Below are 20,503 nucleotides of genomic sequence, written 5' to 3' on the forward strand. Positions count from 1 at the left end.
CCTGTTTATCGTCACGCCACGCGAACGAGATCCTGCTTTAAGAGATAGAGCGACACCGCAAGCAGCACGACATCCTTCATCAGGAACGGGACATTGCCAGTCATAGCCGGAAATCCGGCTACGGGGTCCCAGCCGTTCGGCATGAAGGGAATTATCGAGACAGTTACGATGAAGGTCACAGTCGAACCCGCGGCGCCGAGGATCCCCAGCCGCTTGTCCCAGAACCCTGCAAGAATCAGGGCGCCGAAGGTCCATTCGGACAAGCCGAGAAGCCAGCTGGCACCCTGATGGCTGAACACGAGGTAGAGCCACCGGATCAGCGGACTGTTGCTGATGAACGGAACGAGCCGCTCGGCTTCGTACGGCCACCACTTCTGGTAGCCGAAGAAGAAATACATGATTACCATGGAGGCCCGGATGACGTGGTAATCGAGATCAGACAAGAGCAGGCTCGACCTGCGCGATTTGCCGACAAATGGATCGAGTGCGGTATCCATATGCGCGTTCATTGTGGTGCTCCTTTTCGTGGCAACCGAGCGGTCGCACTAGGCGACGGCGTGGAAGTAGATTGGGGTGTCGTTGATGCGGAACGTCGAGACACACCCGAATGCTTGGGATCTTCACAAAATCCTGCTCGTTGCGCGAGTTCAACGTTGTAAGAAAGTGTAAATTGCATGGAGAGGCAGTGGCAGGATGGCTCGTTGAGTGTTCAGAGAAACTGCTAGCTATGCGGTGGCATTCGACAACACTGATTGAAATGACTTGTCGGCCGACCGCTTCTCAATCGTCGCATCGATCGCGGTGAAGAACCAATTCTGCTAGGTCGCTCTGGGCAACGAACCAACGCGCCAGCACGCTCGGAGCAAGAGCCGCGAGCCGGCAACACTGTCGCCAAGGCAGTGTTGAGTGCCGAGCCTGGCCTCGCCGAAATAGGCTGCAAGATAGGGCAAGATGCCTTCAGTCCTTCCTACTCCTGTCCAGCCTGATATGCGCTTATCACGTGGAGCCCGCTCTCATTTGTGCGGCAGGGCAACCCTTCAAGCGCCCGAGAGTGCAACGGTCGGGCCTTTTCACTCGACGCGTCGCGCTGCAAGTGTGATCTCTGCAACGACAATTAACACCATCTTACAACGCTAAACTCGCTCGCGTTGTGACGTTGCGTCATGCTCTCCGCTGATCGGATTCCCTCAACGCACTTCCACCTGAGGAGCGTACCATGCACGAGACAGAAGGGCTGGTTAAGGTAGCGGAAACCCGCGGGACCATCGCTACAGAGCGGGTGGCAAAACGGTCCATCACTTGGAGCATGACGGCCAGAGCAGATCCGCAAAGGCCCTCGGAGTTCGAATCCGTGTTACTTGCAATAGCGGGACACGATCTCCGGCAGCCACTCCAGGTCATCCAGGGCGCGCACGATTTTCTAAGTCTCGGCGTTCGAACAGACTCCGAGCTGCGGCTGCTGCGCTCCGGCCAGAGCGCCATCGATCGGTTGAGGGACCAGCTCGATGAATTGCTCGCTGCGATGCGGCTCCGGGAACACGCGGAGGGGATGAAGCTAACGCCGGTGCCGGTTGGGCCTATATTTCGGCAAGCTTGTCGCGAGAACAAGATTTTGGCTCTACGAAAGGGAATCACCCTTCGCATAGTCGAGACCACCGCCACGATTCACAGCAACGCGCTGCTTCTCAGCACTATCCTGCGCAACCTGATCAGCAACGCGATCAAGTACACGCAACCCGGTGGACGCATTCTCCTCGGTTGCCGTCACGTCGGCCAGAACATCCGTATCGATGTGTATGACACCGGAATCGGTATCGCGGAAGACCAAATGCCTCGAATTTTCGAGGCCTTTACTCGTCTCGATCCGGCGCGACGCGACGGTCTGGGCGTCGGCCTCTTCATCGTGCGCCAGGCCGTCGGCCTCCTGGGGCATCGCGTCGACATCAACTCTGCGCCCTCACAAGGGTCGCGATTTTCGATACTCGCAACAAAAAACTGACAAAATGGCAGCGCAACGACGTCAAGACGGGCCGTCTTGGTACTGCGTCAGCAGCAAGACCTAGATGATTTTTCTAAACGATGGTTTGCTGCAGTCCGCGCTCAGCCTGGAACGCAACGCGCTTACGCGAAAGGCGAACTGTACTCGTCACGTTGTAACGGAAGAATCAAGATGCTGTTTGGGCAAACGGCCGCGACACAATTGGCTTGCACACGGGTCGACGCGCGGGGCAACAGACAACTAAACGGCAAAGCTTGCCTCACTGACCGGCTCTGATCGAGGGGCGCTGCTTTTCTACGCGGCGACATTAGCTCGGCCGACTGGCGGGCTTATGGTGAGCTCATTATAATCGAGCCGCTAACCAAGCGGTTGACAGCTGCTAGCTGCCGGGCCTTGCGCAGGGCCCCATCCGTTGCGCACTTCGACCTTGCCTCGACGAGAAGGGTAAGGTTTTTCGCGTTCACAGACTGGTTGGCAGGGTGCGCTCCTTTCATGCAAAGCAATCACAGCAATGCTCCTACTATAACCACGCCGCACATGTCGTAACGATGCAAATACTCGCGCGCTTGACTCCGGAATTGCATAGGATCCGCTCGCCGATCCTGCGCTACGTTTTTTCCGTCGGTTGCGTTGCGATCGCGCTTGGACTGGCGCTTACATTGCAACGCTACCAGTTGCGCGAGGTAGAACTACCAATTCTTGCTCTGTCGATCGCTCTCACCGCCTGGTACGCGGGAAGTGGGCCTACCGCGGTCGCAGTGATGATATCCACGGCCTGCTTCGCCTACTTCTTCACCGAGCCCATTTACTCACTCTACGTTTCGGTCGGAGATCTACCGTACTTCCTCGTTTTCGTGGCGTGGGCGGTGCTTGTTGCCTCGTTCGCAGAAGTTCGACGCCGAGTTGAGGACGATCTTCGTCGAGCCCGCGACCATCTTCAGGCCGAAGTGGAACAACGAGCTCGCCGCGAGGGCGAGATCGCAAGACTAAACCAGGAACTTGCGAACCGCGCGGAAGAACTCGAAGCGACCAACAAGGAACTAGAATCGTTTGCCTATTCAGTTTCCCACGACCTGCGCGCGCCGGTTCGCCATGTCATCGGATTTGCGGAGCTGCTGCAGAAGCAGGGATCTTCTTTGCTGAACGACAAGACCAATCGATACGTCAAGATGATCCTAGAGTCGGCAAAACGAATGGGCAATTTGATCGACGACCTCCTGGGCTTTTCGAGGATGGGAAGGGCAGAGGCCAAGAAGACGGCTGTGGATCTCGAGCAGCTCGTCAAGGAGGTTGTCACTGAATTCCGACAAGAGACAAGGGGGGCGGGACATTATCTGGAAAATCGGGGCGCTCCCGGTCTGTTCCGGCGACCGTTCCATGCTGAGAGTGCTTCTAATTTCCAATGCGGTTAAGTTCACACGAATGCGAACGCGGGCCGAGATCGAGATCGGCTGTGCCGAGGGAAAGGGAGATCAAGCAGAGCTGTTCGTGAGAGATAACGGCGCCGGCTTTGATATGCGGTATGTGAACAAGCTCTTTGGTGTGTTTCAGCGCCTGCACCTGCCGGAAGAGTTTGAAGGCACTGGAATAGGGCTCGCCACCGTTCAGCGCATCGTCGACCGACATGGGGGGCAAATCCGGGGCGAGGGAGCAGTAGATCGGGGCGCGACGTTCTATTTCTCTCTTCCGAAGGCATTCGTTTCACAGAAAGAAGCGAGGAGCACTCTATGAGCATGCTGGGACGCATTTTGATCGTCGAGGACGATCCAAGAGACGTTGAACTTACTCTGGCTGCCCTGGAGGAGTACTACCTGACAAACGAGGTGGTTGTTACCCGTGACGGACAGGAGGCTCTCGATTATCTCTATTGTCGGGGGCAGTTCGATAGTCGTTCGAACGAAAACCCAGCCGTCATGCTGCTCGACTTAAAGCTGCCAAAGATTGATGGGCTGGAAGTGTTGCAGCAGATCAAATCCGACGATCATCTCAAGGTGATACCCGTGGTGGTGCTGACGTCGTCCCACGAGGAAAAGGACATGATGAAAAGCTACAAGCTCGGGGTGAACGCCTACGTCGTAAAGCCGGTCGACTTTCACGAATTTGTCAATGCCGTCAAGGAACTGGGCGCGTTCTGGGCGATCGTGAATGAGCCGCCGCCGGGCAGCATGAAGAAGAACGTACTGTGACGTCTCCTCTTCGGATTCTATTGCTGGAGGATAACTCCACTGATGCCGAGCTCATTCAAGATCTCCTGGAAACGGACGGGCTCTTCTTTGAGATAACGCGGGTTCAAACACGTGTTGAGTTCGAAGGCGCACTCAACAACGTCGCAATTGACCTGATTCTTGCGGACTACCAACTTCCCTCATTCGATGGTCTTTCAGCATTGAACCTTGCCCTTCGTACCCATCCTAATCTACCTTTCATCTTTGTTTCCGGGACGCTTGGCGAAGAAGTCGCCGTCGAGGCACTCAAAATCGGAGCCACGGATTACGTTCTGAAGACCAGCCTGTCGAGACTCGTGCCCTCAATGCGGCGCGCATTGCGCGAAGCTGGACAACGAACCGAACGCAGGAAGGCTGAGGAGGCTCTACGCAGGAGCGAGATGACCCTCGCCGAGGCGCAGCGATTGAGCCACACCGGGAGTTTCGGCTGGGACGTTTTGAGTGGGGAAATCAACTGGTCCGATGAGACATGTAGAATCTTTGGATGCGCCCCTGGGACGAAGCCAACGACGGACCTGGTGGTGGAGCGCACTCACCCGGACGATCGGATGCTTCTTCGAAAGATGATTGATCGCACCTCGATCGTGAGAGCCGCATTTACCACGGAGCGGCGCCTGATGATGCCGGATGGTGTCATAAAGCACGTTCGAGTTGTGGCTCATCCCGCAGCTAGCGACAATCCTGAGAGCGTGCTCTTCATAGGCGCGATAACGGATATCACTAGCCGCAAGCGCGCTGAAGAGACGCTACAGGAACAGGCTAATCTTCTTAACCTAACGCATGACGCTATTTTCGTCCACGACTTGAATGAGATTATCACGTACTGGAATCGTGGTGCAGAAAAGCTGTATGGGTGGACAGGCGAGCAAGCGAAGGGCCAGAATGCTTTCAATCTGCTGAAGCCGGCCTTCCCGGCTCCACTTGAGGAAATCACGTCAGAACTGCTGCAAACTGGCCATTGGGAAGGCGAGGTTGTGCACACCAGGAAGGACCACGCTCGGCTAACCGTGGAGAGCCGCTGGTCATTGCAACGAGATGCGCAGGGCACGCCTGTAGCAGTTTTGGTGACCAACAGCGATATTGGGGATCGCAAATTGGCCGAAAGAGAGCGCGAAAGATTGCGTCAGCTGGAGGCAGATCTCGCACGCATAAACCGTGTGAGCATGATGGGAGAGCTGGCTGCCTCTCTCGCGCACGAGATCAAGCAACCGATCACTGCGGCCGCGTTGAAAGCCCAGGCCTGCGGGCGATGGCTAAGTCATGCTATGCCCGACGTGACAAGAGCGCGCGAAGTTGCTGGCGAGATGATTACCGATGTAATGCGAGCAGGCGCCATCATCGACCGAGTGCGATCACTGTATGCGCGCAGTGCGCCGCAATGGGAACTCATTGACATAAACGAAATTATTCGAGAGATGACGGCTTTGCTACGTGATCTGGCGATTCGAAACGCTGTCTCGATCCGCACCGAGCTTGCTGTTGGGATTCCGTCGACGACAGCGGATCGCGTGCAAGTGCAGCAGGTTTTGATGAACCTGATGATCAACGGCATCGAGGCGATGAAGGATAGCGGTGGCGAGCTGACCGTCGTGTCCGATAGGACCGAAGACCATCAATTACTAATCTCGGTGAGCGATTCTGGCATCGGGCTTCCAGCCAACGAATGCGAGCACATTTTCGATGCATTTTTTACCACGAAACCGCAAGGCGCCGGTATGGGATTGTCCATCAGTCGGCGGATAATAGAGTCGCATGGCGGTCGCTTGTGGGCGAGCCCGAACTCCGGCCGGGGCGCGACCTTTCGCTTCACGCTACCAGGTAAGGCGATGCAGTCCTCACGTCACGCGGTTTAAGCTGCAGGTCAGACGCAACTGTAGTGCAGGAGGGCCGACCACCGCATTGAGTTTCCGGTCCGCTGTAAATGATGAGAAGAATTCTCGCCAAATTCAGGCAGGAGCGCGACCTTCAGATAGGGATTCTCGAGCACTTGGGTCTTGAACGAGCGATCAAGGATAGTCTTCTCGTCGATCGACCCGCTCACCGTTCTGCGCTCCGGCCGGGTAATTGACGGCACTCCAAAAGCTAGACACGCAGAAATCATACTGCATCGAGTCAAAGAGCCCTGTGGTTGCGAGTAGCATCTTCCAGCTCTGCCTTTATGGCAAGGAAACGTTCATCCAGCACAAGCGGATTCTCGCGGTTGAGGGCGATCACCTGCGCCCTCGCCTCGCCACCTCGCGCGACTTCGAGGGCGTCGGCCTCGATTCCTTCCACGATCGCGGCCGCGACATCAACCGCGGACTCACGTCCGAAACCAAGACCCGCGCCCGCCTTCGAACTTGCCATCATCGGCGTGTCGGTGGCGACCGGATAGACCGTCAGCACGTGCACGCCCTCGCCCTTGAGCTCACGGCGCAGCGCCTCTCCGAAGCGGGCAAGCCCCGCTTTCGTGGCAGCATACGTCCCATAAAACGGCACGCCAGTCAGCGCAGCCGCAGATGTCACGTTGACAATCAGCCCATCGCCGCTGCTGCGCAGGCGTGGCAGCGCCTCACGTGTCAATAGGATCGGTGCCAGCAGGTCAACCTCGACCATCGCCCGGATCTCGCGTTCCGGAATAAGCTCAAGCCGTCCGGCTCGCACCGCGCCGGCATTGTTCACAAGGATATCGATGCCACCGAATTCGGCGTCCGCATAAGACAGAATCTTCTGTCTATCCGACCCTCTGGTCACGTCGGCCGCGACTGCACTGACGCTCAGGCCGGTCACCTTGAGCTGTGCGACCGCCTTGTCCAGGTGCACTCGTCGCCGACCCACGATTGCTACGCGTGCGCCGCGCGCCAGCAGCAAGCGCGTTAGCGCCAAGCCGATGCCGCTGGAGCCACCGGTGACCACAACGCGCTTTCCCTTCAGATCCATTACTCGATTTCCCTTTGTGGCCCAAATCGCCATTTGCAATGGCCTCGCGGCACCTTCAGCCGTTCCATCGTTTGACGACCGATCCAGCTCCGCGATCGAAAGCTAACTTCACGTCATCATTTCCCGACTGCACGGGAATACAGATACGAAGCAGCCCATTTACTTCCGACCCCGATCCCGACTCCAACAACGGTATCAACCAGACGGAGGACTGGTTGCTGCCAGGCATCAGTAGGGCTAATCGCAGCAACCACCATGACGACTACCGTCGTTATTCCCGTGGTAACGATGTCCTCTTGTCGGCCTAAGAGCATCATTGCCAATGTACCGATTCCGATCAGCGCAGCTAGACCTAGTACCGTGAATGGGAAGAACCAAAGATAGGCCAAGCACAACGCGAAGCTCACGCTCGTGGCCAGCAATCGGCTCGCTCCTGCCGACAAGCTGTCGCCGCGAGACGCCCGAAAGACGAAAAGGGTCGCCACGGCCGCCCACATGCCTCCCAAAAACTCAGAATCCTTGTCAACAATTGAGGCAAGTGCATGGGTCATAACCCAGTAGGATATTGCGCACGCGATTCCCATATTCAACGAGTAGATGACGTTCCAAGATGAGAGCCTTGCCCTAACAATCATAACGTCACCTCCATCATCGAGCTGAAAGCTACGGGTTTCTCATCGAATCCCGTTTCGTGGGCTTCGTTCCACCCGAACTGCACTTCCTTCAGCTCGAGTGTTTCGGTTCTCGGCCGAGTGGGCGACCGCAAGGGCCTCTCGCCAACCTGCAAACGCGGGCAATTCACCGCCGATCATCAAGAGTGCGATCGCTCCTCGAATTCTAAGCATGGTCTTCTCACCCTCCTTTGTACGACTATTTCCAGAATATCGCGCCCTCGCGGGATGTCTTCCGCAGTTATGCCGTCTCTTGACCGAAAGTGCGCCGTTCATTCGTATCCTGATCTCCAAGAAACGTCTTTCGACACAAGCGCGCTGGGCCAAATGGCCACAAGGGCACCTGCGAGCACGCTTCAAGCGCCCGTCGGGCGCCCACATAGGAATTGCAAGCGATCACCGCAAACCTTGGTTTTAGTTCCCGCAGCCCTTTCGGCTACCGGCGCGAACCGACGTACAATTGAGCCATCTCCCTCATCATCTTAATCTCGCCGCCGTTTCTAGATTGGGCGATCGCCTGAACCTAAAGTCGACGATTTGGCCCACAACTCGAGCGCAATCATTTTTTATGATGTCGGGATCCACTTTTGCTTTGGACGACGTCAACGACAGAGAAGGACGGCAATTGGGGCCCGAGCGACGACCAGAGGAGACAGGAAATGCTCAGCAACTCAAACAATAAGCAGCATGATGCGCCAAAGCGCTGCGCGGCCTGTGAGGGACCGTTCGGTCTCATCCGGCATTATTCCTGGCGAACTCCCCTCTGTTCAAAGAAGTGCGTTGAACGCTTCAAGGTCCGCCGCTGGGAGAACGGCAAGTGGCTATGCCGTCTTTAGCAAACAGGCGCCTAAGGCCCTGCCTTGAAAAGCGCTTGAAAATTCATGCTTTTCGAATTCGGAACACATGCGCACATCGGGCTTTCTGGTCGAGCTCATCCTGTGGCACTGTCGCTGCTGTCTCCTCACGCGCTGCCGCGCCGAGCGCAAGACACTGAAGATCAGGCTAGTCGTCTCTTACAGAGAGTCCTAAGTGCTGCGATTTTTGCACTGACGGATGAGAAGAACGAAGCCTGTCTTCGACCTAACGAGGATGGTAGGCAATAATCCATGACTGTTGACCGAGCGTTAGTTGCTATTATCGACAGCGACGACTCCTTGCGAGCGCGATTGAAGATCTTGCTCGGGAGGGCGGGCCTAGAGGTCGCACTCTTCAAATCGGCCGAAGAATACTTGAAGAGAGGCACATCTCATTCACCCAATTGCATCGTGCTAGACGTGCGGTTGCCCGGCATAAGCGGCCTCGATCTTCAATCCCGACAAGCAAGGACCAGACTACCCAATATACCCTTCGTCTTTCTTACCGCTCAGAACGAGGCCAGGACGGTCGTTTCAGCGATGAAAGCTGGGGCCGTCGACTATCTCATCAAACCGTTTCAAGATCATGAGCTACTCGACGCGGTGAAGAGCGGCATCGAGTCTGATCGCGCGCACCGTTTGCAAAAGCAGACCATGGACGAGCTACGGACCCGGCTCAAATCGCTTTCGCCTCGCGAAAGAGAGACGATGGTGTTACTTTCAGCAGGACAGGGACCCAAGCAGATTGCAAGCCAATTGGGAGTCTGCACGCACACCGCTCGCATTCATAGTGGCCGGATCATGTCCAAAATGGCTGCACGATCTATCGCCGATCTGGTGCGCATGGTGGATAAGCTGGGTCATGTGTCTAGCGGAGGCACAATACGCTCTGATGACTTCGATGGGATCAACTGCTGCAGAGCTCTCCGCCGATATCCTAACGCCCGCAAGCCCGACGGCTCTTCGAGCGAGAGCCGAGGCGGTCAATCTATGCCGCTTGCCCCCCCACTATCCTGAGGTCGGGAAATCCCCACCGGGCGATCTGACCGCGAGCAGAGGACGTTCGATCGCAAATGGCTTCCTTGCCGAGCTACGCGCATGTGTGTCAATAGGAACGCTCCAATCCTCAAATTGTAATCCTCGAGACTCTCGGTGCGACCCCGCTTCCGAATGATGTCAGGCGCGCCTGTTATGGGTCATCGAACCATCGACTTTCGGCCCGCCTCGTTGACTGCGACTGACTCCAGCCCAAGCGGCGCCGGCTTTCGAAGCACTCGCTCTCCCGAAGCCATCGACGAAAGATGCGAATCAGAAGGCTAAAAATGGCGCCGGGTGATCACCAACATTGGGGATCAACCTGGCAATTGGAGGCGCAATAAGGGCAGCGAGGGTGGCTTTGCACGCGTCTCCATTTCAAACGGCGCTATGAGATCCCTCTACTCCGATATGCTATACACCCTAGAATGATGCGCTGGCCGACACCCCGACGCGCTGCGACTTCCTTCAGCGGTTTTCCGACCCAACCTAGCCTGTGACGCGTCAGGGCTAAGCAGATCGCGCGAGGGGTGATGCGTGCGTCGCTCTATTTGAACTCCCTGCGATATTCGCTCGGTGTCCAGCCTGTCGTCTTCCGAAAGGCCACGCTAAAGGAGCTCGTTTGACAGTAGCCAAGCGCAAACCCGATGTCTGTGATGGGGATTGATCGATCTGCCAAAAGCAGCTTGGCTTGTTCAATGCGCCTTTGCACGTGGTACTGATGCGGCGGAACGCCGAAGGATTTTTTGAAGGCCCGACAAAAGTGGTGCTGGCTGAGGCGGGCGAGCTGCGCAAGCGTACCTAGACAAATTTGCTCGCCTAGATGCTCTTCAATGTAACCCACGACAGCGCGCTTTTGCCAACAAGCAAGGCCTCCACGAATCGGGGCCGCATCACGCGATGCGCTATCGTCAGAGCGCGACAGCTCAATTGCGAGCACGCTAGAGAGCGCGGACAGATAGAATATCTTCTTTGCTTGCCCATTCTCGATCGCGCTCTTCAACTTGGCCGCGGTTTCCCAAACGACAACGTCCTCAAAATGAACTCTCGCGGCATAGTCGGTTTCTCCATCGCTTCGGAGAACGGTTGGATCCAAATAGAGAAACGTCAAGCGGGTGGACGAAGCGGTCTCGAGCCGCTCTCGATAGCCGCAGCCGGCCGGGACGAACGTGAGCTTCTTCGCAAAATTCCGAATCTTGGACGGCGCGAATCCATCAATCGAAGTTTCCCCGTCCCGGCGGGCCCCCTCATTGTACATTGCCAAGAGGTGAACGGGACCTTGAAATTCTAGCTCTATTCTCCGCCCCATCGGCGCATGTATACTCTCTACGAACCAACCGGGACAACCAGTACCGAGACGCTTTACACACTCAACCGGCCCAATTTGGACAGTCGGATGGAGAAGCTTACTGCTACTTGACGGACAGGACTTGACATCGACCGGCGGTCCGATCGTGTTCAAGTCCCGAAGGTCAGTTACCGCTTGATTTGCGCTACCATATGGTGAGCTTATCCTTTCAGGCCCTCCGCTCGACACGCTCGTCATCATCCCTGTCACCTACTAACTCTCCGTAGTCGTGGATCATTGGCGGGCGACCTCGCACTCGCCTAGTTCGCACTCTCAATCGATGAGGCAGACTATGTCGACCGGTGAAAAGTGTCGCGTTAAGCGTTGTAATTAGGCGTTGTAAAACGTCGTAAGGATGCAAACAATGACTGGCGGAAGCTCGTTTCGTGGATTTCTTATCCGATATGCTTCCTATTCAAAATCGCAGTCTCGTCGGCTCGAATAGCGCCATACTATTTTTGACTGCTCCAAGTTACCGATTGGCTTTAGTCAACACAAACCAAAGTTTTATCTTGGTCGTTCCGACGGCAACTGTCGACGGTCAAAATGCATGATCAGCTGTCGACTGCACCACCACCCACGATCGCCGGGTCGCCTTCTATCAATCCGCAACGGTACGACGGCTTTCGCTCGATGCCTCGCGGGCGCGCTAATCTGACAAGATCACTTCAACTGCAACAATCCTGGAATAGCAGGCAGGATCGAGTGCACGCATACTACGCGCCCGAGAGGGTCGATTGGGTTGTCGTTAAGACAGTCTTCCGCCCGCGAGCCTACGCCAACGAGCCAACCAAATGTCTGACGCTTATTTCTGTGTATTCTGGGCCGAAAAGAACGCCGAGCGTAAGGCTCAAGGCGCCCAGGAGTTGAACTTCCGCGAAGCTCGGAAGCAATTCGGCTTCGATGCGCCACCTCCAGGCGCCGTCACGCTTTGTTCTGGCGGCGAAGATATCCGTGCTTTCCCCGGCAAAACGCGTGAAGGCACAGACACGTGGTACGCCCAGTACCGGCAAGTGAGTGCGAAGGGCGCTCTCTGGCGCATGATCAACGATGCTACCAACCGACCCATCTGCTACATCGGCGCGACAGAGGCGCTCGGCGCGGCACGGCTTGCCAGTACCGGCGGTGAGGTCGCGGGTCGATAGCCCGGACAACCACATGGGGAGACTGAATACACTGAGTGAATGGCGCGGGGTTGCCAGGTGAATCAAGTACTTAAAGGTTCGCCGCTGCTAACCCACCCTTCTTGAGAATGAAGTCGGCGATTTCATCGACGCCCTCCCCGCTTTTCAGATTTGAAAAAATGAAAGGCCGCGTAGTTCGCATCCGTCGGGCGTCTGATTCCATAACCTGAAGATTGGCTCCCACCAAGGGAGCCAAATCGATCTTGTTGATCACGAGCAGGTCGGAGCGCGTTATACCTGGGCCGCCTTTGCGTGGGATCTTCTCGCCAGCAGCGACGTCGATCACGTAGATAGTCAAGTCCGCAAGCTCCGGACTAAAGGTTGCCGCGAGATTGTCACCACCCGACTCCACGAAGCACAGCTCTGCATGCGGGAATTTCAAATTCATACCCTCGATCGCAGCGAGATTCATCGAGGCGTCCTCACGTATCGCCGTGTGAGGGCAGCCGCCTGTCTCCACGCCCATGATACGTTCTGCTGGCAGCGCTTGGGCGCGGGTTAAAATGAGCTGATCTTCTTTGGTGTAGATGTCGTTGGTAATTACGTAGATGTCGTAGAAATCTCGTAGAAGCTTGCATAACGCCTCTACTAGCGCTGTCTTGCCCGAGCCTACTGGGCCGCCGATCCCGACGCGGAGCGGACCGTGGTGTGCCGGAGCGAACTTGCTGCGCACAAGGGGCGTCTCGTTTTCAACCGTCTTCATGACCGGAACAACCTCGTATATTGGGTTTCATGGTCAATGGAAGCGATTTCAACCATTAAGCCCGCGGAGCCCAGGTCGTCAAGCGTGCTGCAGATTCCCTGTGCGCTTGCGGACAAAACCGCGTGCTCAAGCTCCGCGATAGCGAGTTGACCGTCGGTTTGCCCGAGGGGGATCAGCCTGACGCCGGCGATTACCAAATTGGCGACATAGCTGTGCAGGAAGGCAGGTAACGCCACGCACGCCGGAATCCGCTCCCTTGCCGAGCGACAGCCGAGAACGACCGCCACGACCGGCTGGATCTGCTTCTCCAAGAAGAGGTCCAATATAGGATCGGACCACACCCGACGGAGTGTCGTAAGGCTTGCAGTCGCCTGCTGCGATGATTCAAGCGCGAATTCTGATGTCCCGCGCGAGGCTGCCGCCAATTCGGCAACCAAGGTGAGCTTAGCAGCGTCATTATCGATTGCGCAGCGATATGCTTCGTTGAAAAAGACCGCTTCATTCCGTCCGGATCCATGGCAAAGATCTGCTTCCAGCCAATCGACAAGGCTTGAGCGGTCATGGACGAGACCAGCCTCGGCGGCCCATTCGAGACCGTGCGAATAACTGTAGGCGCCATTTGGGAAGTTCGGCGAAAGCCAACTCTGCAGTCGCAAAAAGGATAGAGGCGAGCACGGGAACCCCTCGTCCGTCATGATATTTCGTCCATTGCGCATATAAGTACGCGTCGGCATCAATACATAAAGTAGCGCTGAGCCATTGGCAGCACCATCACAGGCGCGCAAGTGAGCAGCCGGCCATCTGCCCGCACCTCATAAGTTTCCGGATCGACCTCCATGTGAGGGGTGGCGTTGTTGAGAATCATCGAATGCTTACCGATTTTGCGCGTATTCGAGACAGGAAGAAGTCTCTTCGCAAGCCCGAGCACCTGGTTCCTCACTAGGGATGCCTCGCTGACGAAGGTCACTGAGCTCCTGCTCAGAGAGCGGCCGAACGCGCCGAACATCGGCCGATAGTATTGAGGCTGGGGGGTCGGAATAGAGGCGTTGGGATCGCCAATGATAGCTGCAGCGATCGTGCCGGATTTGAGAATCATGTCAGGCTTTACGCCGAAAAGGGCCGGATCCCAGATTACGATGTCGGCAATCTTCCCAACTTCAATCGAGCCGACGTAGGTGGAGATACCTTGGGCTATCGCAGGATTGATCGTGTATTTGGCAACGTAGCGCCGCGCTCTGAAGTTATCGTTACTGCCATTCTCTTCAGCCAATCTCCCGAACTGCTTTTTCATCTTGTCGGCTGTTTGCCACGTACGGGCAATCACCTCACCGACGCGCCCCATTGCCTGGCTGTCTGACGACACGATTGATAGAGCTCCCAGATCGTGCAAAATGTCTTCCGCGGCTATTGTCTCCTTGCGTATCCGGCTCTCAGCGAAGGCAACGTCTTCTGGAATACGACGATCGAGGTGATGCGTGACCATGAGCATATCGAGCGCTTCGTCGAGCGTGTTCACCGTGTAGGGCCGTGTTGGATTTGTCGAAGCCGGGATGACGTTCCCCTCTCCACAAACCTTTATGATGTCCGGCGCATGTCCGCCTCCGGCGCCTTCAGTGTGAAAGGTATGGATCGTTCTGCCCTTGAATGCGGCGATGGTTTTTTCCACGTAACCACCCTCATTAAGAGAGTCGGTATGGATCAAGACTTGCACATCCATGTCGTCCGCCACGGAAAGGCAGCAGTCGATCACAGCGGGCGTCGCGCCCCAGTCTTCATGCAGCTTGAGACCGCACACACCAGCCTCGATCTGCTCAACGAGACCAGCGGCCAGGCTCGCATTACCTTTACCGAAAATACCGAGGTTCATCGGGAAGGCGTCTGCTGCCTCGAGCATCCGTTGGACATGCCAAGGGCCTGGAGTACAGGTTGTGGCCGCGGTACCTGTCGCTGGTCCGGTGCCCCCACCCATCATCGTTGTTAGGCCTGAATAGAGCGCCTCGTCGATTTGTTGCGGGCAAATGTAATGGACATGAGTGTCGATACCCCCTGCGGTAATGATCTTGCCTTCCCCGGCGATGATCTCAGTACCAGGTCCGATGATTATGTCGATGTTCGGCTGCACATCGGGATTGCCGGCCTTCCCGATCTTTGAAATGAGCCCATCCTTGATAGCGATGTCCGCCTTCACGACCCCCCAATGATCAAGAATCAGGGCGTTGGTGATGACTGTATCAACGGCTCCCTCGCTGCGCGTACGCTGCGACTGTCCCATGCCATCGCGAATGACTTTTCCTCCGCCGAACTTCACCTCCTCTCCGTAAGTCGTGAAGTCCTTCTCCACCTCTATCAGCAGATCGGTATCTGCGAGACGAAGCTTGTCCCCAACCGTCGGTCCGAACATCTGTGCGTAGGCGGAGCGGCCCATTATGTGGGGCATTTGGTTACCTCAATCGCCTGAAGTGATCGCGGCGTGCCCTGCTGGCGGCAGAGGTCCCATCACCAAACCGCCAAACCCATAAACTACGCGGGCGCCGCCATAACGGATCAACGAAACTTCGCGGGACTGGCCCGGCTCGAACCGTACGGCCGTCCCGGCCGGGATATCGAGCCGACAACCTAAAGCGGCATCTCGATCAAAAACCAGAGCCGCATTTGTCTCCGCGAAATGATAGTGGCTGCCCACTTGAATGGGCCGATCTCCGGTGTTGGCAACCTCAAGAGAGATGGCTGTCCTATCCTTGTTCAGGACAATCTCACCCGATGCTGGAAAGACCTCGCCAGGGACCACATCAGCCTCCCAATAGTGACAATCCGACCGCCGCTGCGCATCCGCCCGCTGCGCGCAGCAAGAGCGTTCCGACCGAGCTCCGCGCGTAGAAGCCAGCTCCGACGCCGACGGCAAGGAGCGCAGAAGTTGCGAGCGTGAAACCCGCTGCATAAAGAATAAGGTTGGCTGTGGTTGCCTCCGTCCCGTGAGCGTGCCCATGGAAGAACGCAAAGAGACCGACTATCACGGCCCCCAAGGCTACTGGCGCCCGTACTCGGAACGCAACGAGCACTCCCAGCAAGACGACCGACCAGCAGATGGCCTGCTCGACGAAAGCGATCTGCAAGCCCCAGCTCGCCGCCGCGAAGCCGCCCAACATCGCCGCCACGAAGGTGGCTGGCCAGACCAAAACGGCACGCCGGTCTGTAAACACGCTCCAAAGGCCTACCATCGTCATAGCAATGAGGTGGTCTGCCCCACTAAAAGGATGTGCAACTCCGGAGCTGAACGAACTCACGGATCCGACACCTGTATGAGCATGAGCCGGGACGATCAACGCCTCGGCCAACGCGATGCAGATCAAGGCTAAGCGCATCAAAAGCTCCTATCGAATCGGATTGTGGACCGGCACAAGTTTCGTTCCGTCAGGGAATGTGGCTTCGACCTGCATCTCGGAAACCATTTCGGGAATACCCTCCATGACCTGGTCCTGCGTCAGTACTCGGCCGCTCGCGGACATGAGTTCGGCGACCGATTTACCGTCGCGCGCTCCCTCCAGGATGAAATCCGTAATCAGTGCGATACTCTCTGGATAGTTGAGCTTGAGGCCTCTCGCGAGCCGCCCTCGCGCAACCATCGCGGCGACAGCTATCATCAGCTTGTCCCTTTCTCGTGGTGTAAGATTCAAGGCATTCTCCGTTCCATAATGGCCGCTAACACGACCACATTTTCGGCACTCCGAAAGGGCCTGGTCCAAGCTCTCGACTGAATTGTTCCAGCAAACTACGAAGTCCCCGCCGAAGATCGGAGCTCACCGCTGCGGCGACGCGCACAATGATGATCGCCCCGACGATCGTGGCGGCGCAGCGACAATCGAGCGAAGCTGCTATCTCGCGCAAACTCTCCAGCCGTCTATCAAGACCAGGTCCGAAATAGATGAGTGTTGCAACGGCCTTCCAGTTGGAGAGCAGTGCCTTTCGGTGCAGCTGCGCGAACACCTCGTCTGAGACGCGGAAGCCGTCCGCCCAGATGAGGTGGCCATCCTTTTTGATGCGCCAGCTCTCCGATATGTGCCCACTGACGACTTCCTCTCCGCGTGCAGCACGACCAAGCACCAACCATTCGAGCGCAATCAGCTCGGCTCCTGAGCAAAGATCAATCTCTGTCTGCCGAAGAATGCGTGCCTGATTAAAGACGATCGTTTCTTGCGGAAGCCAAGCGAGCTTTGCCCCACCGCACGCCTTCAACTTAGTCCCAACCCGAGCAGGTCGATCTAACGCCCTGTAGATCTTTTCCGCAGCCTGTGTTGTGACAGCGACCGATGCATCGTTGAGCGCCACGACTTCTATTTCGATCCGATCTCCCCCTGCGATCCCGCCTGATGAATTCACGATGACGGCCTCTTTCACCAAGTCGCTGCCGATCCTTGGAAACATCACGCCTATCGGAAATTTCTGATAAACTTCGGAGATTCGAGTACCGCTCGCGGAGCCAGTGAGTACGATCCGGCCGGCTCCGTTGGCCCGCTCTAGATCGACGTCGCTCACATTTCCTCCGTGCACGCCGAAAGCTCTAGGACCACTTGGGTTCTCGCTGGAATTGCCCTGGTGTGTTGCTTCGAACATCGGCTCGACAAATCTTGAAAGTGAGCGCTTGATTGAGAATGGTTTGGCGCCGGCAAAACGAAGGAAGGGTGGGCGTGACAATCGGCAAAGCCGGTCACGCCCGAACCCGCGGTGCGAAAGTGGAATCAGAACCCCGCAAGCCCTTGCGGACTGTTGTAGGGAATCTTCACGCTATCAACTTCCTTGAGCGAGCCGTCCGGCTGCGTGGCGTAACAGACGAGCTTCGCGGCGTTGCCGTAGATCTGGTAAAGATACGCATCATCCGGGCTGAGCCAGTTATCGGCCGGCCCGCTGGTCACGGTGCCGTTGAGCCCTCTGGCGGTGCCGTCTCCCGGAACCTTCGGGCAAGCTGGATCGCTCGCAATTTCCAGGCCGTGACCGTTGATGCGGTAGCTACTGACATTGCTGTAGCCGAAGTTCGTTGCGTACACCATTGTGTCATCGGATGAGACCGATGCCCAGCACAGCTCAGTCGGCACTCCCGCGCTCGTGTCGATCTTGACGAGCGGGCCGATGTTGACCCTACCGTCGTCCTCGATAGTGCCCATGCTCACGCCATCGCCGACGGCATATCCGATGATGAAGGTGTTCGGCCGCTTATGCAGGAAGGCGATATAGAACGGAGAGCCGCCTTTCCCGTCAACGAACCTGCCGGTGCCGAGGGAGCCGTCCTCCCCGATGGGAAAGATGGCGAGACCGTCGGGGTCCGGAGCATTCGAGGCGATCGAATGGTATGCGCCGCCCTTTCGCTGGACCCAGAGAATGGGCGAACCATCCGGATACAAGCCTGTGGTTACGATTGGTTCGTCGAAGGTAGTACCGACAAAGAGAAATTTTCCATTGGGCGACAACACGACCATGGTCGACACGCGGTTCGTCTTGTCGTGGGTGTTGATGGTGTGTCGCTCGGGACGCGGCGTAAGCTTACCTTCATCGCTGACCGACATCAGACGAACGTGGTCCGGCCCAAACGAATGAAGCACATACAGCGTCTTGCTTGAGGGCCTGTAGGCAACCGACTTGGCCGTACCACTTCGTCCCTCGACTGGATTTCCGGTTGGCTTGACGTCTAGCAGTGTAAGCCGGCCGTTCTCGCCCACGCGGAAACTCGAAACGGAATTGTCTCCACCGTTCGTCGTGAACAGAAAGCGTCGATCCGGCGTGAAGATGATGCTGCTCGCGCCCTCAAACGCGTTGGGAGCGCTTTCTTGACCGCTGATCGGCTTGAATTCACCTGAGCCCACGCCACCCGTTTTGATGCGTTCCACCTCGGTAAGCGCACCTGTTGCGCTCCGCTCGTAGTGGATAATCGCATTTTCGACTTCATTGGTTTGCATGTAGAGATGTCCAGGCTTTCCTTTTGCCACAGACATGTCTTTCATCATCGCCTCTTTTGCCATCTGCAACTCCTTTGGTTGAGCTTAAATGCGGGGGTTAGGTCGTCTCACTCTGCACGAAGCGTCCCCTCTATCGCTTCAATGCAGGGTATCCTTCGACGTAGATCCAGTCCGTCGCCTTCGCTGGTACGTGGCAGGATTTACAATTCAATCTGTAGTCGGTGGATGTTGTCTTTGTGGGGTTGGCAGCATCGAACCAAGACCAGCCCCACCCATCGCCCCACAAGGCGTTGCCCGGATAGCGGCCGGCACTGTCCTTCACCATGACAAACCAGCCCTTCAACTTCTCTGCGTGGCTGACGGTACCGGTCGTCATTTCCTTCGTAGCGGTTTCAAACACCTCTTTCACGAGCACGGTTCCGTCGGGAAATCGGCCGTCCTTGCGGTAGGCCTCGATGGATCCCGGTGATGCGAGCACGACGTGGAGCTCTTTCGAGCCTTGGCCTTCATCAGCCGCGATCGCCCAGCTTCCAAGCGACTCATAAGTGGTCTGATAGTCGGGCGGAACGCGCAGGGCACCCTGCGCGTCTACGGCTGCTTGTGTTTGTCGAACGCCGTCAATTGCAATCGCCTGCATAGAACCCAGCGCGGCGATTGCGATGACTGCGGCAACTCCCGAAATGCCGAGAGTAAAGACGCCAACGGTTCTCATCGCTCACTCCCTGCTGTCTGGCCGATGTCTAACGACTGACATCACTTGTCCAACAAGGGATAGAACTGGGTCCACACCTCATCCTTTTTCGCGCTTGCGATGTGGCAATACGCGCATTCCCCCTTCGCCTTTACTTTCGCCATCGGAGCCTTCGGCTCATGATGATTGAAATTGAAGTATCCCCATCCGTTAGATTCAGGGAAACGCTTGGAATCTTTGACCGTGACATCGGCGCCGTTGAAAGGTCCGGGGAAGTAGCCTCTTCCCGATGGCTCGGTTCGTGATCCGTCTGGATTTTCGCCGGGCAGCGTAAGTTGAAGCTCCTTGAAGAAGATCGTTCCTTCGGGAAATTGACCGGTCTTCTTATAAATCTCATATGAACCCGGCTCGATGTAGACGTTGTGAAACTCCGGAAAGTTAGCATGGCCGTCATTCAGCGCATTCGGCGTAAGCGGGGATCCGAGGTACACCCAATGGTTCCAGTCCTTCGGCAAAAGGAGTTGCCCATCGGCCGTGTATTGAGGCAGTTGGCGAGTTGTCGTCTGCGCGTTGCCGGTTTTAAGAGATCCGAAGAATAAGGTCGTTGCGATCGCACTGCTCGCAATGACGACAGCTGCTGTCCGAAATCCGATACGCATCGCTTTCTCTCCTGCGACTATGGCCAGACGCACATTCGCGCCGGTGACCGATGAGCTTCCTCATCGCGAATGAAAAAGGAGATACAGGGTTGGTGTGTGTCGTGCGCGTCAGCGATTGCCTTCGTTTTTTCAATCTTGATGCATTTGGCTTGGCGCCCATCGACAGGCGAATACTTTTGCACCAAGTGTAGGCCGAACGATCGGCGGGCAACCGGATCAAAGCACCCCGGTTCTTCTTGCACGGCGCACTTACGGAAGAAAGGCATG

Annotated in this window: 19 protein-coding genes and 1 pseudogene; 5 read left to right on the forward strand and 15 right to left on the reverse strand. The window is 56.6% G+C overall.

The features are described 5' to 3' along the window. Positions 1-11: 11 nt before the first annotated feature. Positions 12-509: a DUF417 family protein gene (locus tag QA640_RS32690; RefSeq protein ID WP_283036943.1), complete on the reverse strand. Its 498-nt coding sequence runs from the start codon at positions 507-509 to the stop codon at positions 12-14. 707 nt (positions 510-1,216) lie between these two features. Between QA640_RS32690 and QA640_RS32695 the strand changes: the two genes are divergently transcribed. After that, positions 1,217-1,999, forward strand: coding sequence for a HAMP domain-containing sensor histidine kinase (locus QA640_RS32695; protein WP_283036944.1), 783 nt, complete (start codon positions 1,217-1,219; stop codon positions 1,997-1,999). A gap of 548 nt (positions 2,000-2,547) precedes the next feature. Continuing rightward, complete coding sequence (locus QA640_RS32700) at positions 2,548-3,411, forward strand: PAS domain-containing sensor histidine kinase (RefSeq protein WP_283036945.1); 864 nt, start codon at positions 2,548-2,550, stop codon at positions 3,409-3,411. Here QA640_RS32700 and QA640_RS32705 read toward each other — a convergent pair. Further along, positions 3,392-3,625, reverse strand: coding sequence for a hypothetical protein (locus QA640_RS32705; protein ID WP_283036946.1), 234 nt, complete (start codon positions 3,623-3,625; stop codon positions 3,392-3,394). The two genes, QA640_RS32700 and QA640_RS32705, sit on opposite strands and share 20 nt — an antisense overlap. 101 nt (positions 3,626-3,726) lie before the next feature. Between QA640_RS32705 and QA640_RS32710 the strand changes: the two genes are divergently transcribed. Both QA640_RS32710 and QA640_RS32715 read left to right on the forward strand, forming a co-directional pair. Then, entirely contained in the window at positions 3,727-4,185 is a 459-nt protein-coding gene (locus tag QA640_RS32710) for a response regulator (protein ID WP_283036947.1), read from the forward strand. Then, a complete protein-coding gene (locus tag QA640_RS32715; protein ID WP_283036948.1) occupies positions 4,182-6,077 on the forward strand; it encodes a PAS domain S-box protein in 1,896 nt (631 codons plus the stop codon). The genes QA640_RS32710 and QA640_RS32715 overlap by 4 nt, the downstream gene beginning before the upstream one ends. Positions 6,078-6,336: 259 nt before the next feature. On the opposite strand, the gene QA640_RS32720 is transcribed toward QA640_RS32715, so the two are convergent. The 3 genes from QA640_RS32720 to QA640_RS32730 all read right to left on the reverse strand — a co-directional run bounded on the left by QA640_RS32720 (position 6,337) and on the right by QA640_RS32730 (position 10,961). After that, a complete protein-coding gene (locus tag QA640_RS32720) occupies positions 6,337-7,143 on the reverse strand; it encodes an SDR family NAD(P)-dependent oxidoreductase (RefSeq protein ID WP_283036949.1) in 807 nt (268 codons plus the stop codon). 116 nt (positions 7,144-7,259) lie between these two features. Continuing rightward, a complete protein-coding gene (locus QA640_RS32725) occupies positions 7,260-7,778 on the reverse strand; it encodes an FUSC family protein (protein WP_283036950.1) in 519 nt (172 codons plus the stop codon). 2,472 nt (positions 7,779-10,250) lie between these two features. Next, on the reverse strand, positions 10,251-10,961 hold the full coding sequence (locus tag QA640_RS32730; protein ID WP_283042952.1) for an AraC family transcriptional regulator: 711 nt from the start codon (positions 10,959-10,961) through the stop codon (positions 10,251-10,253). 884 nt (positions 10,962-11,845) lie between these two features. Between QA640_RS32730 and QA640_RS32735 the strand changes: the two genes are divergently transcribed. Further along, positions 11,846-12,196 carry a hypothetical protein gene (locus QA640_RS32735; RefSeq protein ID WP_283036951.1) on the forward strand — a complete coding sequence of 117 codons (351 nt, stop codon included), beginning with the start codon at positions 11,846-11,848 and terminating at the stop codon, positions 12,194-12,196. Between the two features lie 70 nt (positions 12,197-12,266). On the opposite strand, the gene ureG is transcribed toward QA640_RS32735, so the two are convergent. The 10 genes and pseudogenes from ureG to QA640_RS32785 all read right to left on the reverse strand — a co-directional run bounded on the left by ureG (position 12,267) and on the right by QA640_RS32785 (position 20,236). After that, positions 12,267-12,938: an urease accessory protein UreG gene (ureG, locus tag QA640_RS32740; RefSeq protein WP_283036952.1), complete on the reverse strand. Its 672-nt coding sequence runs from the start codon at positions 12,936-12,938 to the stop codon at positions 12,267-12,269. Next, a complete protein-coding gene (locus QA640_RS32745; RefSeq protein ID WP_283036953.1) occupies positions 12,935-13,633 on the reverse strand; it encodes an urease accessory protein UreF in 699 nt (232 codons plus the stop codon). Before QA640_RS32745 ends, ureG begins: the two co-directional genes overlap by 4 nt. Before the next feature lie 38 nt (positions 13,634-13,671). After that, positions 13,672-15,375, reverse strand: coding sequence for an urease subunit alpha (gene ureC, locus QA640_RS32750; RefSeq protein WP_283036954.1), 1,704 nt, complete (start codon positions 15,373-15,375; stop codon positions 13,672-13,674). A 9-nt stretch (positions 15,376-15,384) separates the two neighbouring features. Further along, positions 15,385-15,726, reverse strand: a complete 342-nt coding sequence (locus QA640_RS32755; protein ID WP_283036955.1) for an urease subunit beta — start codon at positions 15,724-15,726, stop codon at positions 15,385-15,387. A gap of 1 nt (position 15,727) precedes the next feature. Further along, entirely contained in the window at positions 15,728-16,300 is a 573-nt protein-coding gene (locus QA640_RS32760; RefSeq protein ID WP_283036956.1) for a HupE/UreJ family protein, read from the reverse strand. A 12-nt stretch (positions 16,301-16,312) separates the two neighbouring features. Beyond that, positions 16,313-16,612 (reverse strand): annotated as a pseudogene (locus tag QA640_RS32765) (urease subunit gamma); the annotation flags it as partial. A gap of 25 nt (positions 16,613-16,637) precedes the next feature. Further along, positions 16,638-17,471 (reverse strand): urease accessory protein UreD, encoded by an 834-nt coding sequence (locus QA640_RS32770; protein ID WP_283036957.1) that lies wholly within the window; start codon positions 17,469-17,471, stop codon positions 16,638-16,640. 203 nt (positions 17,472-17,674) lie between these two features. Then, positions 17,675-18,949 carry a beta-propeller fold lactonase family protein gene (locus tag QA640_RS32775; RefSeq protein ID WP_283036958.1) on the reverse strand — a complete coding sequence of 425 codons (1,275 nt, stop codon included), beginning with the start codon at positions 18,947-18,949 and terminating at the stop codon, positions 17,675-17,677. A 67-nt stretch (positions 18,950-19,016) separates the two neighbouring features. Further along, positions 19,017-19,598: a cytochrome P460 family protein gene (locus tag QA640_RS32780; protein WP_283036959.1), complete on the reverse strand. Its 582-nt coding sequence runs from the start codon at positions 19,596-19,598 to the stop codon at positions 19,017-19,019. A gap of 41 nt (positions 19,599-19,639) precedes the next feature. Further along, complete coding sequence (locus tag QA640_RS32785) at positions 19,640-20,236, reverse strand: cytochrome P460 family protein (RefSeq protein WP_283036960.1); 597 nt, start codon at positions 20,234-20,236, stop codon at positions 19,640-19,642. Between the last annotated feature and the right edge of the window lie 267 nt (positions 20,237-20,503).

It is taken from the genome of Bradyrhizobium sp. CB82, assembly GCF_029714405.1.
Lineage (GTDB): Bacteria > Pseudomonadota > Alphaproteobacteria > Rhizobiales > Xanthobacteraceae > Bradyrhizobium.

Excerpts from the sequence above, each read along its gene's own strand:
- QA640_RS32735 (WP_283036951.1), top strand. The coding sequence starts at position 11,846 with ATGTCTGACGCTTATTTCTGTGTATTCTGGGCCGAAAAGAACGCCGAG.
- QA640_RS32725 (WP_283036950.1), bottom strand. The coding sequence starts at position 7,778 with ATGATTGTTAGGGCAAGGCTCTCATCTTGGAACGTCATCTACTCGTTG.
- QA640_RS32775 (WP_283036958.1), bottom strand. The coding sequence starts at position 18,949 with ATGGCAAAAGAGGCGATGATGAAAGACATGTCTGTGGCAAAAGGAAAG.
- ureG (WP_283036952.1), bottom strand. The coding sequence starts at position 12,938 with ATGAAGACGGTTGAAAACGAGACGCCCCTTGTGCGCAGCAAGTTCGCT.
- QA640_RS32710 (WP_283036947.1), top strand. The coding sequence starts at position 3,727 with ATGAGCATGCTGGGACGCATTTTGATCGTCGAGGACGATCCAAGAGAC.
- QA640_RS32720 (WP_283036949.1), bottom strand. The coding sequence starts at position 7,143 with ATGGATCTGAAGGGAAAGCGCGTTGTGGTCACCGGTGGCTCCAGCGGC.
- QA640_RS32760 (WP_283036956.1), bottom strand. The coding sequence starts at position 16,300 with ATGCGCTTAGCCTTGATCTGCATCGCGTTGGCCGAGGCGTTGATCGTC.
- QA640_RS32705 (WP_283036946.1), bottom strand. The coding sequence starts at position 3,625 with ATGTCGGTCGACGATGCGCTGAACGGTGGCGAGCCCTATTCCAGTGCC.
- QA640_RS32730 (WP_283042952.1), bottom strand. The coding sequence starts at position 10,961 with ATGTACAATGAGGGGGCCCGCCGGGACGGGGAAACTTCGATTGATGGA.
- QA640_RS32700 (WP_283036945.1), top strand. The coding sequence starts at position 2,548 with ATGCAAATACTCGCGCGCTTGACTCCGGAATTGCATAGGATCCGCTCG.
- QA640_RS32785 (WP_283036960.1), bottom strand. The coding sequence starts at position 20,236 with ATGCGTATCGGATTTCGGACAGCAGCTGTCGTCATTGCGAGCAGTGCG.
- QA640_RS32780 (WP_283036959.1), bottom strand. The coding sequence starts at position 19,598 with ATGAGAACCGTTGGCGTCTTTACTCTCGGCATTTCGGGAGTTGCCGCA.
- QA640_RS32690 (WP_283036943.1), bottom strand. The coding sequence starts at position 509 with ATGAACGCGCATATGGATACCGCACTCGATCCATTTGTCGGCAAATCG.
- ureC (WP_283036954.1), bottom strand. The coding sequence starts at position 15,375 with ATGCCCCACATAATGGGCCGCTCCGCCTACGCACAGATGTTCGGACCG.
- QA640_RS32745 (WP_283036953.1), bottom strand. The coding sequence starts at position 13,633 with ATGACGGACGAGGGGTTCCCGTGCTCGCCTCTATCCTTTTTGCGACTG.
- QA640_RS32695 (WP_283036944.1), top strand. The coding sequence starts at position 1,217 with ATGCACGAGACAGAAGGGCTGGTTAAGGTAGCGGAAACCCGCGGGACC.